This is a genomic window from Buchnera aphidicola (Chaitophorus viminalis) (genome assembly GCF_026122795.1).
In the GTDB taxonomy this organism is placed as follows: domain Bacteria; phylum Pseudomonadota; class Gammaproteobacteria; order Enterobacterales; family Enterobacteriaceae; genus Buchnera_J; species Buchnera_J aphidicola_BK.
In genome coordinates, this window is sequence record NZ_JAIWQV010000001.1 from 23317 (window position 1) to 39301 (window position 15985).

The window sequence follows — 15985 nt, forward strand, 5'->3', positions numbered from 1 at the left end:
AATTTATAATATAAAAATTTTAAATTTATTTAAAATTTTTCAAAAATATTTTTTTTACAAATTTATTTTCAACAAAACTTTATTAAGTAGAGAAATTAAATGGTTTATTCTTATACAGAAAAAAAAAGAATTAGAAAAGATTTTGGACAACAACCTCAAGTCTTAAATATTCCTTATTTATTATCAATTCAAATTAATTCATTTAAAAAATTTATTAATTATAAAAAAAATCAAGCACATGGAATAGAATCAGCTTTAAAATCAGTATTTCCTATAAAAAGTTATAATGAAAATGCTGAAATTCAATACGTTAAATATAGATTAGGAAAAAAAAGCTTTAATATGATGGAATGTCATATTAGAGGAACAACATATGCAGTTCCGTTAAAAGTTACTTTACGTTTAATAATATATGAAAAAGATACATTAAATAAAAAAATAAAAGATATTAAAGAACAAGAAGTATACATGGGAGAAATCCCTATTATGACTAAAAATGGAACTTTTATTATTAATGGAACTGAACGTGTAGTAGTATCTCAATTACATAGAAGTCCAGGTGTATTTTTTGACAGCGATAAAGGAAAAACACATTCATCAGGAAAAATACTTTATAATGCAAGAATTATTCCTTATAGAGGATCATGGTTAGATTTCGAATTTGATTCAAAAGATCATTTATTTGTTAGAATTGATCGAAGAAGAAAATTTCCAGTGACAATTTTATTAAAAGCTTTAGGATATAGTGTTCAAGAAATCTTAAAAATGTTTTTCAAAAAAAATATTTTTAAATTTAAAAATAAACTATTAAAAATGAAATTAATTCCAGAAAGATTAAGAGGTGAAACAATTTCATTTGATATAAAAAAAAATAATGTAATATATTTAAAAAAAAATCAAAGAGTAACTGCAAAACATATACGAAAATTAAAAAAAAATAATATAAATTCTATTAACGTTCCAATTGAATACCTAATCGGAAAAATATCTTCTCAAGATTACTTTGATCAAGATAAAAATTTAATTATTTCTGCTAATTCAAAATTTACTTTAGAAATTATAAAAAATATACAAAAATCTAATATTAATTCAATAAAAACAATATTTACAAATGATTTAGATCATGGTCCATATATTTCTGAAACATTAAAAATTGATCTTACTACAGATAAATTTAGTGCTTTATTTGAAATTTATAAAATGCTTAGACCAGGAGAACCACCAACAAAAGAAACTTCTGAAAACTTATTTGAATCCTTATTTTTTTCAAAAGAAAAATATGATTTATCTTCTGTAGGAAGAATGAAATTCAATAGATCAGTTTTTAGAAAAAAAATTCATGGAAAAAAAATTCTTAATAAAAAAGATATTATTGATGTAATTCAAAAATTAATTAATATTAGAAATGGAAAAGGAGAAATTGATGATATCGATCATTTAGGTAATAGAAGAGTTCGTTCTGTAGGAGAAATGGTAGAAAATCAATTTAGAATTGGATTAATCAGAGTAGAAAGAGCTGTTAAAGAAAGATTATCTATTGGAGATGTAGATATTTTAATGCCTCAAGATATGATTAACGCTAAACCTATTTCAGCAGCTGTAAAAGAATTTTTTGGATCTAGTCAATTATCACAATTTATGGATCAAAACAATCCTCTTTCAGAAATTACTCATAAAAGAAGAATTTCTGCTCTTGGAATTGGTGGTTTAACACGTGAAAGAGCTGGATTTGAAGTCAGAGATGTACATCCTACACATTATGGAAGAGTATGTCCAATTGAAACTCCAGAAGGACCAAATATTGGATTAATTAATTCTTTATCAGTATATGCGCGTACTAATAAATATGGATTTTTAGAAACTCCTTATAGAAAAGTATCTAATGGATATGTTACAGATAAAATAGAATATTTATCTGCAATTGAAGAAGGAAACTTTGTTATTGCACAATCAAATACTAATCTAAATTTAAAAAAAAAAATTATAGATAAACTAATAACATGTAGATATAAAAATGAATCTAGATTATTTAAAAAAAAACAAATAGATTATATGGATGTGTCAAATCAACAAATGGTATCTGTAGGTGCATCTTTAATTCCGTTTTTAGAACATGATGATGCAAATCGTGCACTAATGGGAGCAAACATGCAAAGACAAGCTGTTCCAGTACTGAAATCAGAAAAACCTTTAGTAGGTACAGGAATGGAAAGATCAGTAGCAATAGATTCTGGAGTAACAATAATTGCTAAAAGAGGAGGTATAATAAATTATATTGATGCATCTAGAATAGTAATTAAAGTAAATAAAAATGAAATCAAAAAAAACCAAGCTGGAATTGATATCTATAACTTAATTAAATATAAACGTTCTAATCAAAATACATGTATTAATCAAACTCCTTGTGTTTCTTTAAATGATAAAGTTGAAAAAGGAGATGTTTTAAGCGATGGTCCAGCTACTGATTTAGGTGAATTAGCTTTAGGACAAAACATGAGAGTCGCTTTTATGCCATGGAATGGTTATAATTTTGAAGATTCCATATTAATTTCTGAAAAAGTTGTCATAGAAGATAGATTTACAAGTATTCATATTCAAGAACTATCATGTATTTCTAGAGATACAAAATTAGGTGTAGAGGAAATTACTTCAGATATACCAAATATAGGAGAATCTGCATTATCAAAATTAGATGAATCAGGAATCGTTTATATTGGTGCAGAAGTACGTGGAGGAGATATATTAGTAGGAAAAGTAACACCTAAAGGAGAAACTCAACTCACTCCAGAAGAAAAATTACTTAGAGCCATTTTTGGAGAAAAAGCTTCTGATGTTAAAGATACTTCTTTAAGAGCTCCTAATGGAGTTTTTGGAACAGTAATTGATGTTCAAATTTTTACACGAGATGGAATCAAAAAAGATAAAAGAACTCTTGAAATTGAAGAAATGCAAATTAAACAAATTGAAAAAGATTTACTAGAAGAACAAAAAATGTTCGAAATAGATTTATTTAGACAAGTAAAATCTATTTTAATTAAAGAAAATATATTATATGAAAATTTTAAAAATAAATCATTAGAAAAACTATTTTTAATTAAAATAAAAAATAAAAAATCTCAAATTAAATTAAAAAAATTACAAAAACAACATAAATTTCTTATAAAAAAATTTCATAAAAAAATAAAAGATAAAAAGAAAAAAATTAAAAAAGGAGATGATCTTTCACCTGGAATTTTAAAAATAGTAAAAGTTTATTTAGCTGTTAAAAGATATTTACAAACAGGTGATAAAATGGCTGGAAGACATGGAAATAAAGGAGTTATATCTAAAATTAATCCAGTAGAAGATATGCCATATGATTCAAATGGAGTGCCAATAGATATTGTTTTAAATCCATTAGGAGTTCCTTCTAGAATGAATATTGGACAAATATTAGAAACACATTTAGGTATGGCCGCTAGAGGAATTGGAGAAAAAATCAAAAAACTTATAAATGAATATAAAAAAGTTTCAAAAATTAAAAATTTTATGCAAAAAATATTTAATATAGGTAACAATAAACGTCAAAAAGTTAATTTAGAAAATTTTTCTAATGAAGACATTTTATGTTTAGCACAAAACTATAAAAAAGGAATTCCTGTGTCAACTCCAGTATTTGATGGAGCTAAAGAAAAAGATATAAAAGAATTTTTATTACTTGCAGATCTTCCTGATTCAGGTCAAATTTCTTTATTTGATGGTCGTACAGGAGAAAAATTTGAAAAATCAGTTACAGTAGGATATATGTATATTTTAAAATTAAATCATTTAGTAGATGATAAAATGCATGCAAGATCTACAGGATCATATAGTCTAGTCACACAACAACCATTAGGAGGAAAAGCACAATTTGGAGGTCAAAGATTTGGAGAAATGGAAGTATGGGCTTTAGAAGCTTATGGAGCATCTTACACATTACAAGAAATGCTTACTGTAAAATCTGATGATGTTAGTGGAAGAACTAAAATGTATAAAAATATTGTAGATGGTAAACATACTATGGAACCTGGAATGCCTGAATCTTTTAACGTACTTTTAAAAGAAATTCGTTCATTAGGTATTAACATTTCTTTAAAAAATTAAATAAAATATTTTTGATATTTAAAATTATAAAATTATTAAAATAATACTTATAAATATAGGGAAAAAATTTTTGAAAGAACTATTTAAATTTATCAAATCTAAAAGCTATATTAAAAACTTCAATGCAATACAAATTTCATTATCTTCTCCTGAAGTTATTAGATCTTGGTCACATGGAGAAATTAAAAAACCAGAAACAATTAATTATAGAACATTTAAACCTGAAAGAGATGGATTATTTTGTGCTAGAATTTTTGGTCCAGTAAAAGATTACGAATGTTTATGTGGAAAATATAAAAGATTAAAACATAGAGGAGTTGTATGTGAAAAATGTGGAGTAGAAGTAACTCAAAGTAAAGTTAGAAGAGATCGAATGGGACATATAGAGTTAGCATCTCCTATTGCACATATTTGGTTTTTAAAATCTTTACCATCAAGAATTGGATTACTTTTAGATATGCCGTTAAGAGATATTGAACGTGTATTATATTTTGAATCTTATGTAGTAACAAATAGTGGTATGACTAATTTAAAAATTGGAACTATTTTTTCAGAAGAACAAAATGCTGAAGCAATAGAAGAATTTGGAGATGATTTTAAAGCAGAAATGGGTGCTGAAGCTATACAAACTCTCTTAAAAAATATTAATTTAAAAAAAGAATATAAAAAACTCAAAAAAGAATTACATAAAACAAATTCAGAAACCAAAAAAAAAAAAACAACAAAAAGAGTTAAATTAATTGAATCATTTATAAATTCACGAAACAAACCAGAATGGATGATTTTAACTGTTTTACCTATTCTTCCACCAGATTTAAGACCTTTAGTACCATTAGATGGAGGAAGATTTGCTACATCTGATTTAAATGATTTATATAGAAGAGTGATTAATCGTAATAATCGTCTAAAACGATTACTAGAATTATCTGCTCCAGATATTATAGTAAGAAATGAAAAAAGAATGCTACAAGAATCTGTAGATGCTCTTTTAGATAACGGAAGAAGAGGAAGAGCAATTATTGGTTCTAATAAAAGACCATTAAAATCATTAGCTGATATGATTAAAGGTAAACAAGGAAGATTTCGTCAAAATCTTCTTGGAAAAAGAGTAGATTATTCAGGAAGATCAGTAATTACAGTAGGTCCATATCTAAAATTAAATCAATGTGGACTACCTAAAAAAATGGCTTTAGAATTATTTAAACCATTTATATATGGTAAATTAGAACGTAAAAATTTAGCAAATACAATTAAATCTGCTAAAAAAATGGTTGAACGAGAAGATCCTATAGTATGGGATATTTTAGATGAAGTTATTCAAAAACATCCTGTATTATTGAATAGAGCTCCTACTTTACATAGATTAGGTATACAAGCATTTAAACCAATACTTGTTGAAGGAAAAGCAATTCAATTACACCCATTAGTATGTGCAGCATATAATGCAGATTTTGATGGAGATCAAATGGCTGTACATATACCACTTACTATAGAAGCACAAAATGAAGCTAAAAATTTGATGATGTCTACAAATAATATTCTTTCACCAGCTAATGGTGAACCAATTATTGTACCCTCTCAAGATGTAGTACTTGGGTTGTATTACATGACAAGAAAAAAAATTAATGGAAAAGGGGAAAATATGCTTCTTTCTGGACCGAAAGAAGCTGAAAAAATCTATCAATTAGGATTAGTAGATCTTCATTCTATTATTAAAGTTCGAATAACAGAATATAAAAAAAAAGATAAAAAAATTAAAAAAAAATATTCAAAAATAATTAAGACTACTATCGGGAGATCTATATTATGGAATATTGTTCCTAAAGGTTTATCATTTTCTTTAGTAAATAGAACTCTAAAAAAAAACACAATTTCTCAAATGATTAATACATGTTATAGAATTTTAGGAATTGAAAAAACAGTAATTTTTGCAGATCAAATAATGTATACTGGATTTGAATATGCTGCAAAATCTGGATCATCAGTAGGTATGGATGATATAGAAATACCTAAACAAAAAACAAACATCATTAAAGAAGCTAAATTAGAAGTTTTAGAAATACAAGAACAATTTCAATCAGGATTAGTTACTGCTGGAGAGAGATATAATAAAGTAATAGATATTTGGTCTACAGCTAATGAAAAAGTATCTCAAGCTATGATGAAAAATTTATCCACAACATATGTTAAAACAAAAAAAGGAAAATTGACTAAACAAAGTTCATTTAATAATATTTTTATTATGGCAGATTCTGGAGCTAGAGGATCAGCAGCTCAAATAAGACAATTAGCTGGAATGAGAGGATTAATGGCTAAACCAGATGGTTCCATTATAGAAACTCCTATTACAGCAAATTTTAGAGAAGGATTAAATGTTTTACAATATTTTATTTCTACACATGGAGCAAGAAAAGGTTTAGCTGATACAGCTTTAAAAACTGCAAATTCTGGTTATTTAACACGAAGATTGGTCGATGTAGCTCAAGATCTTGTAGTTACAGAAAATGATTGTCAAACTAAAAATGGAATTCTAATGACCTCTAGAATTGAAGGAGGAAATATAAAAGAACCATTAAGAGATAGAGTTTTAGGAAGAGTAACATTAAATAATATTTTTGAAAATAACTCTAACAAAATATTAATTAAAAAAAATACTTTATTAAATGAAAAATATTGTGATATTTTAGAAATTAATTCTATTGATAATATCGAAGTACGTTCAGTAGTACATTGTGAAACAAATTTTGGAGTATGCGCATATTGTTATGGACGTGATTTAGCAAGAGGAAAATTAGTTAATAAAGGAGAAGCAATAGGAGTAATTGCTGCACAATCTATTGGTGAACCAGGAACTCAATTAACTATGAGAACTTTTCATATTGGAGGAGCTGCTTCAAGAATTGCTACAGAATCTAATATACAAATTAAAAATGATGGAATTATTAAATTAAGTAATTCAAAGTCAGTTATTAATTCATTAGGAAAAACAATTATTACTGCACGAAATGTAGAACTAAACATAATTGATTCCATAGGTCGAACTAAAGAAAGTTATAAAATTCCTTATGGTGCTATTTTAGAAAAACGTAATGGAGAAAAAGTACATTCTAGAGAAATTGTAGCAGTGTGGGATCCACATACTATTCCAGTAATAACCGAAGTAAATGGATATTTAAAATTTATAGATATGTTAGATGGACAAAGTATAATTAGACAAACAGATGAATTAACTGGATTATCATCTATAATTATTTTAGATGTAGCAGAAAGAAATACTTTAGGAAAAGAATTACGACCTTCTTTAAAAATTATTCATGCTGATGGAACGGATGTTTTTATTCCTGGAACTACTATGCCTGCACAATATTTTTTACCTGGAAAAACTATAGTTCAATTAAATGATGGAATACAAATTAAATCTGGAGATACATTAGCACGAGTTCCACAAGAATCTGTAAGTACAAAAGATATTACAGGAGGATTACCTCGAGTAGCAGATTTATTTGAAGCAAGAAAACCAAAAGAATTAGCAATATTAGCTGAAAAAGATGGAATTATATCTTTTGGAAAAGAAACAAAAGGAAAAAGAAGATTAATTATTAATTCTATAAATAAAAAAAATACCTATGAAGAAATGATACCCAAATGGAGACAATTAAATGTTTTTGAGGGTGAACGTGTAGAAAAAGGTGATATCATTTCTGATGGTCCAGAGTCTTCTCATGATATTTTAAGACTTCGTGGAGTACAATCTGTAACACGATATATAGTTAATGAAGTTCAAGAAGTATATAGATTACAAGGAGTTAAAATTAATGATAAACATATTGAAGTAATTATTAGACAAATGTTAAGAAAAGCAACGATTATTGATCATGGTGATTCAGAATTTTTAGATGGAGAACAAATAGAATATTTTAAAATTAGAATGACTAATAAAAGCTTAAAAAAGAAACAAAAAAAAATTATTACATATAATCGAGATTTATTAGGTATTACTAAAGCATCTTTAGCTACCGAATCTTTTATTTCAGCTGCATCATTTCAAGAAACTACAAGAGTACTTACAGAATCAGCTGTAGCAGGTAAAATAGACGAATTAAGAGGATTAAAAGAAAATGTTATTGTAGGTAGATTAATTCCTGCTGGTACTGGTTATGAATATCATCAAAATAGATTATTTCATGATTATATATATCGTACTAGAAATAATATAAAAAATACAAATAGAATAAACAAAAAAATTAGTGTAGAAGAAGCGTCTGCAAATTTATCAGAATTATTAAATTCTCATAATCTTTAAAAAATTTAAAAAAGTAAAATTATAAAAATTATTAAAATATATCAATCTAAATTATTTTTTTTTAATATATTTCTTAAAATTTTTTATTATAAATAATACAACAAAGTATAATAAATTTTTTTTATAAATATTATTTATTACTAAGGATTAAAAAATGAATAAATCACAATTAATAGATATTGTTGCAAAAAAATCTTTAATTTCTAAAATTAAAACGAAAACTATATTAGATAATATATTATCTGAAATCACTAATTCTCTTAAAAAAGAAGAAAATGTACAATTAGTTGGATTTGGAACATTTAAAATTAATAAAAGATCAGCAAGAACAGGAAGAAATCCAAAAACTGGAAAAGAAATTCAGATATTAGCAACAAAAATTCCTTCATTTATTTCTGGAAAGACATTAAAAAAAGCAGTTAAATAAATTTTGTATACTAAAATATATATTAATAAAATTAGTAGGGAATTAATAAATCCCCTACTAATTAACTAATTATAATAGAATTATTATATACTAAATTTTTAAAATTTAATATAAATAATATCTTTAAAAAAATTTTTCTATTATTCTATAATTTTTTTTTTAAAATTTTAAAAATAAATATGATAAATAAAAAAAATCAAAAAAAAGCATTGATTAGTGTATTTAATAAATCTAAAATTATTAAATTATCTAAAGTATTTAATAAAAATAAAATAAAAATTTTATCTACTTCAGGAACTAGAAAAACTTTAATTCAAAGTAATATCCCTTGTAAAAAAATTTCTCATTATACAAAATTTGAGGAAATCTTAAATGGTCAAGTTAAAACATTACATCCAATCATATATTCAGGAATTTTAAATAATTTAAATAATAATTTCTCTATAGATTTTGTTATATGTAATTTTTATCCGTTTGAAAAAATGATTTCTACTTGTAAAAAAAAAAATTTTAAAAATTTTAAAAAATATATAGATATTGGTGGACCATCATTAATTAGAGCAGCTGCAAAAAATTATAAAAAAGTTATAGTTATAATTGATATTAAAGATTATGATTTAATAATAGAAAAATTTAAAAATAAAAAAAAAAAGTTTTCTTCTAAAGAAAGACTAAAATTAGCTATGAAAGCTTTTAAATATTCTTATAATTATGAATATAACATATATAAATTTTTTAAAAAAAAATACACTATTAAATATAACAAAGAACAAAAAAATATATCACTTCCTAAAACAATTAATTTAATTTTAAAAAAAGAAAAAAAATTAATTTATGGAGAAAATAAACATCAAAAAGCAGCAATATATTACAAACAAAATATATTTAATCAAAATAAAAATATTTTAGAAAAAATTCAAGGAAAAAAATTATCTTATAATAATATTTTAGATGCTAACATTGCTTTAGAATGCGTGTCTCAATTTACAAAACCATCATGTGTAATCATAAAACATGGTACACCATGTGGAGCTTCTACAAAAAAAAATATTTTAAAAGCATATTCTTATGCATATTCATGTGATCCAATTTCTGCATTTGGAGGAATAATCGCGTTTAATAAAAAAGTTCATTCTAAAACTATAAAATTAATTTTGAAAAATCAATTTGTAGAAATTATAATTGCTCCAAATTTTTCTAAAAATACATTAAATATTTTAAATTCTAAAAAAAATTTAAGAATATTAACAACAAATAATCAAGAAATTAATTTTTTTAAAAATTTTGAAATACGATCTATTAATAATAAATTTTTAATTCAAGAAAAAGATTATGACGAATTTAATATTAAAAAATGGAAAATCAAAACTCAAAAAATTCCTAATAAATCAGAAATAAAAAATGCAATTTTTGGATGGAAAATAGCTAAATTTTCTAAATCAAACTCTATTATATATGTTTATAAAAATTCTACTATTGCAATCGGAAGTGGTCAAACTAGTAGAATTTTTGCAATTAAAAATGCAAATTCTAAAATAAACAAAAATTATAAAAAATTACAAAATATTACTTTAGCTTCAGACGCATTTTTAACTTTCTCAGATAACATTTTAGAAGCTAAAACAAAAAATATATCATGTATTATTCAGCCTGGTGGATCAATTAAAGATCAAGAAATTATAAAATTAGCTGATAAAAATAATATATCTATGATATTTACAAATATTAGACATTTTAAACATTAAATATAAACTAATATATTTTATATATAATAACTTTAAATTAAATAAATATATTCAAAAAAAAAAATAAATATAAGAAATTATATTCAGATAAAATTTGTATTGAATATATTAAAAATATAAAACAAACAAAGTTCAGTATAAAATTTATTCATTAAAAAAATAGAAATTTTAGCAAATAAGATTTTTGCTAAAATTTCTTTTTAAATTTATGATATATTAGAACGTATTTTTTTAGTTGCTGATACTAAATTTTTTAAAGCATTATTTACTTCTGTCCAAGTTCTTGTTTTTAATCCACAATCAGGATTAATCCATAATTTATTAATAGAAATTATTTTCATAGATTTTTTTATTAATTTTATAATATTATTTTTTTGAGGTATATTAGGAGAATGAATATCATAAAATCCAGGACCAACGCTATTTGGATATTTAAAATTTTTAAAACAATCTAAAATTTCCATATTAGAACGAGCAGTTTCAATAGTAATAACATCAGCATCTAAATCAGATATAGATTGTATAATATCATTAAACTCACAATAACACATATGAGTGTGAATTTGAGTACTATCTTTTACACTAGAAACACTTAATTTAAAAGAATTTATCGCCCAAGAAAGATATTTCTGTTTATCAATATTTTTTAATGGTAAACCTTCTCTTAAAGCAGGTTCATCAATTTGAATGATATTAATTCCATTTTTTTCTAAATCATATATTTCATCTTTTAAAGCTAAAGCAATTTGTGTAGCAATTATTTTATAAGAAATATCTTCTCTTGGAAAAGACCATAATAAAATTGTTACAGGACCAGTTAACATACCTTTGACAGGTTTTTTTGTTAAAGATTGTGCATATTTAATCCAATCTAAAGTAATTGGTTTTGAACGTGATATATCAGAATATATTATAGGAGGTTTTACACATCTTGAACCATAACTTTGAACCCATCCATATTCTGTAAATAAAAATCCTTCTAAATTTTCTCCAAAATATTCAACCATATCATTACGTTCTGGTTCTCCATGAACTAAAACATCTATATTTAATTTTTCTTGTTGAAGAATATTATATTTTATAATTTTAAAAATTTTCTTTTTATATTCTTTTTTATTAATTAATTTATTTCTAAAATTTGATCTTAATTTTCTTAAATCTTGTGTTTGTGGAAATGAACCAATTGTGGTAATAGGTAAAATAGGTAAGTTTAATTTTTTTTTTTGTTTTTTATAACGAATTTTGTAGGAATTTTTTCTTTGATAATCTTTTTTTTTTAAAGATAAAATTTTATCTTTTAAGTTATTATTTGTATTATTTTTAATAATTTGATTATATGATAATAACGGTAAAACCCATGATTCAAGCAAGTCTATTTTATTTTTATTTAAAGCGCTACTTAATAAGTATAATTCATAACATTTTTGTACAGCAAAAGAAAACAATGTTTTTAGTTCTGTTTTAATTTTTTTTTCTTGTTGAATATCTACAGGAACATGAATTAAAGAACAAGAGGATCCAATCCAAATATTATCCCTGTATTTTAAAATTTTTTTTATTAAAAAATAATATTTTATTAAATCTGTTTTCCATATATTTTTACCATTTATTACTCCTAAAGATATTATTAAATCTTTAGAAAAATTTTTCTTTAAATCTGCAAAATTATACTTTCCAGAAATTAAATCTAAATGAATTCCTTGTATAGGAATTTTTTGTATAATATCTAAATTATGAGAAATATTTCCAAAATATGTTGTTAATAATATATTTATATTACATTTTAAATAATTATAACTATATATAAAATTTTTTTTGTATTCAGAAGAAAGATCTAAAGATAAAATTGGTTCATCTATTTGAATCCATTTAATACCTTTTTTTTCTAAACAAGAAAAAATATTTTTATATACATCTAAAATTTTATCTAATAAATCAAATCGATTAAAATTTAATTCGTAAGTTTTTCCTAACCAAAGATAAGACATTGGACCTAAAATAATCGGCTTAACATTTTTACCTATTAATAAAGCCTCATCTATTTCTTTTAATAATTGTTTCCAAGAAAAATTAAATACACTATCTTTACTAAATTCAGGAACAATATAATGATAATTAGTATTAAACCATTTAGTCATTTCAGAAGGATTAGTAGATTTTTTATCAGTAGAAACTCCACGAGCTATATAAAATAATGTATCAATATCAATTTTATTATTAGAATTTATAAATCTTTTTGGAATATTTCCTAACATCATACTTGTAGATAAAACATGATCATACCATGCAAAATCTCCAACAGATAAAAAATCTAAACCCATTTCTTTTTGTTTTTTTAAATTTTTAATTCTTATTTTTTTTCCAATTTCTTTTAATTTACTTTTAGATATTTTTTTAGACCAATACATTTCTTGAGCTATTTTTAATTCTCTTTTAAATCCAATTCTTGGAAATCCTAATATATGATTTAATATAGTCATAAATGTTATCTCTTATAAATATTTTATTATATTTCGTAAATTTTTTTAAAAATTGAAATTACAAAATTTTAATTTATTTAAAAATTATTTTTCATTAATAGATAAACGTAATTTTTTTATGGCATTTTTTTCTAATTGTCTTACTCTTTCTGCAGATATACCATAATTTTTAGCAATATTTTTTAAAGTATTTTTTTTATTTTTATGATCTAACCAACGTGAATATATAATATTACGACTACGTTCATCTAAATATGATAATGCAATATTTAATTTATTAATAGTGTATTTTTTCCAATTATCTTTTTCAATAACTTGTGTAAAATCTGATAATTGATCTTTTAAATATGGTATTGAATATATATTATTTTTATGTTCTAAAGTAGTATTATTTTCTTCTGAAAAATTATTTAAAAGAACATCTTTAGCTGACATTCTAGATTCCATCTCTATTACATCTTTATTTTTTACTCCAAATTCTTTTGCAACATTTAATATTTCTTTTTTGTTAAACCAACCTATTTTTTTTTTCTTTTTTCTTAAATTAAAAAATAACTTTCTTTGAGATTTAGTTGTAGCAATTTTTACAATTCTCCAATTTTTTAAAACATATTCATGAATTTCAGATTTAATCCAATATATAGCAAAAGAAACTAATCTTACTCCTAAATTTGGATTAAATTTCTTAACAGATTTCATTAACCCAATATTTCCTTCTTGAATTAAATCAGATTGAGGTAATCCATATCCAGAATAGTTTCTTGCAATTCTAATTACAAAACGTAAATGTGACAAAATTAATATTTTTGCAGCTTTTAAATCATTTTTATAAAATAATCTATTAGCTAATTTTTTTTCATCATTTGCAGATAATATTGAACAATTATGAATATTTTTCATATAAATATTTAAAAAATTCAAAGATTTTTTTGATGAAAATTTTATTTTATTAAACATTTTAACGCCTATATTGAATAAATTTACTTTAAAATTATTTTATAAAAAATACATTTAAATACTTATTTATAAAAAAGTTATTATAAATAAATTTTAAACAGATTTTTTTAATATAACATATTTAATATTTATTTAGATTTAAATAAAGAATTAATAAAATCAAAATTATTAAAAATACAGATGTCTTTCATTGATTCTCCTGTAGTAATATATCTGACAGGAATATAAAATTGATCTGCTATAGAAAAAATAATTCCTCCTTTAGAAGTACTATCAAATTTTGTTAAAATTATTCCAGTAATTTTAAGAAATTTATGAAAAAATTCAGTTTGTACTAAAGAATTTTGACCTGTACAAGAATCAATAGTTAGAAAAATATCTATTGATGTATTTTGATTTAATTTATGAATCACATTTACAATTTTTTTTAATTCATTCATTAAATTAATTTTAGTATGAAATCTACCAGCTGTATCAATCATTAGTATATCAAATTTTTTTAAAACAGCTTTTTGAAATGCTTCATATACAACAGAAGCAGGATCAGAACCATATCTTTTAGAAACCATATCTATTTTATTTTGTTTACATAAAATATCTAATTGATCTATTGCAGCATCTCTAAAAGTATCTGCAGCAGCCACTAAAACTGTTTTGTTTTGATCTTTATATAATTTTGATAATTTTGCAATTGTAGTTGTTTTACCTGATCCATTAACACCTACAAATAATATAACATTAGGATATTTTAAATTTGATGATATTCTGTTAGAGAAAGAAGATAATTCACTTTTTTTTAAAATTTCATTCATATTAAAAAAAATTTTTTTATAAATAATAGAAATATTTTTCAAATCTTTTTTTTCTAAATCTTTAATAGATTGATCTATAATTTTTTTCGTGGTATGAATATTAATATCAAAAGAAATTAATTGATCTTCTAATTTTTTTAAAAACTTTTTATTTAATTTATTGTCTGAAAAAAAATTTTTAATTACTGAAAAAACACTTTTTCTTATATTAGTAAATTTTTTTTTTAAAAAAAATAATAAATTACTTTGAACTTTTTTTGGTTTTTGAGAAGTAATAGATTTAACATTTGTTTTTTTTAAATTCTTTTTATTTAAAGATAATTTATTTTGATTTAAATGTTTTTTTTTATTTATTTTTTTTACATTTTCTAAATCTTCTGAATTTTCTTTTTTTTTAAAAAAATTTAATTTATTTATTAAAGATGTAAATATATTTTTTTTATTTTTAGACATAAATATACCTTTTATAAATTTTTTTTATATAATATAATTTATTTTATCAAAGTATATTAATACATAATATAAAGTTTTATGAAAATTATAAAAAAAAAAAATTTAGAAAAAATACTTTACATGTAATTAGTGGAATTTTTAAAAAACAAAAAATATCCCTCAAACATTCAAAGAATTTAAGACCTACAAAAAATTTTATTAGAGAAACTTTATTTAATTGGTTAAATAATTATATTCAAAATGCAAAATGCTTAGATTGTTTTTCTGGAAGTGGAATATTAGGAATAGAAGCAGTTTCTAGAAATGCGAAATTTGTAACTTCTTTAGATATTGATATACAAAATATTTATACAATAAAAAAAAATTTAAAAAAACTTAAAATTAAAAATATAAAATCTATTTGTGTAAACACTATTCATTGGTTGAAAAAAAAAAGTACACCATATGACATAATATTTCTTGATCCGCCATATTATAAAAATAATTTACTTAATAAAACTATATTTTTATTAGAAAACAAAAAATGGACTAAAAAAAATACTATTATTTATATAGAAAAAAATATATCTCAAGAAAATATTAAAATTCCTAATAATTGGATATTAAAAAAAAAAAAACAAACAAAGAAAATAGAATATAAAATTTATTATAAAAAATAATAAATAAATTTTTTTAATTTAAATTAT

The 15985-nt window shown here is 22.4% G+C and carries 8 protein-coding genes; 5 read left to right on the forward strand and 3 right to left on the reverse strand.

The annotated features are described in order from the left end of the window. Positions 1-99 precede the first annotated feature (99 nt). From rpoB to purH, 4 genes are all read left to right on the forward strand, one after another. Complete coding sequence (gene rpoB / locus LDP12_RS00145; RefSeq protein WP_265226291.1) at positions 100-4122, forward strand: DNA-directed RNA polymerase subunit beta; 4023 nt, start codon at positions 100-102, stop codon at positions 4120-4122. 70 nt (positions 4123-4192) lie between these two features. Beyond that, positions 4193-8425 (forward strand): DNA-directed RNA polymerase subunit beta', encoded by a 4233-nt coding sequence (gene rpoC / locus LDP12_RS00150; RefSeq protein WP_265226292.1) that lies wholly within the window; start codon positions 4193-4195, stop codon positions 8423-8425. A 154-nt stretch (positions 8426-8579) separates the two neighbouring features. Beyond that, entirely contained in the window at positions 8580-8852 is a 273-nt protein-coding gene (locus LDP12_RS00155; protein ID WP_265226296.1) for an HU family DNA-binding protein, read from the forward strand. 179 nt (positions 8853-9031) lie between these two features. Further along, complete coding sequence (purH, locus tag LDP12_RS00160) at positions 9032-10597, forward strand: bifunctional phosphoribosylaminoimidazolecarboxamide formyltransferase/IMP cyclohydrolase (RefSeq protein ID WP_265226298.1); 1566 nt, start codon at positions 9032-9034, stop codon at positions 10595-10597. A gap of 206 nt (positions 10598-10803) precedes the next feature. On the opposite strand, the gene metE is transcribed toward purH, so the two are convergent. The 3 genes from metE to ftsY form a co-directional block, all read right to left on the reverse strand. After that, entirely contained in the window at positions 10804-13077 is a 2274-nt protein-coding gene (gene metE, locus LDP12_RS00165) for a 5-methyltetrahydropteroyltriglutamate--homocysteine S-methyltransferase (protein WP_265226299.1), read from the reverse strand. A gap of 84 nt (positions 13078-13161) precedes the next feature. Then, positions 13162-14034, reverse strand: a complete 873-nt coding sequence (rpoH, locus tag LDP12_RS00170) for an RNA polymerase sigma factor RpoH (protein WP_265226301.1) — start codon at positions 14032-14034, stop codon at positions 13162-13164. A gap of 128 nt (positions 14035-14162) precedes the next feature. After that, positions 14163-15299: a signal recognition particle-docking protein FtsY gene (gene ftsY / locus LDP12_RS00175; RefSeq protein ID WP_265226307.1), complete on the reverse strand. Its 1137-nt coding sequence runs from the start codon at positions 15297-15299 to the stop codon at positions 14163-14165. A gap of 59 nt (positions 15300-15358) precedes the next feature. On the opposite strand from ftsY, the gene rsmD reads away from it, so the two are divergent. Beyond that, positions 15359-15958 (forward strand): 16S rRNA (guanine(966)-N(2))-methyltransferase RsmD, encoded by a 600-nt coding sequence (gene rsmD, locus LDP12_RS00180; RefSeq protein WP_414734425.1) that lies wholly within the window; start codon positions 15359-15361, stop codon positions 15956-15958. Positions 15959-15985 lie beyond the last annotated feature (27 nt).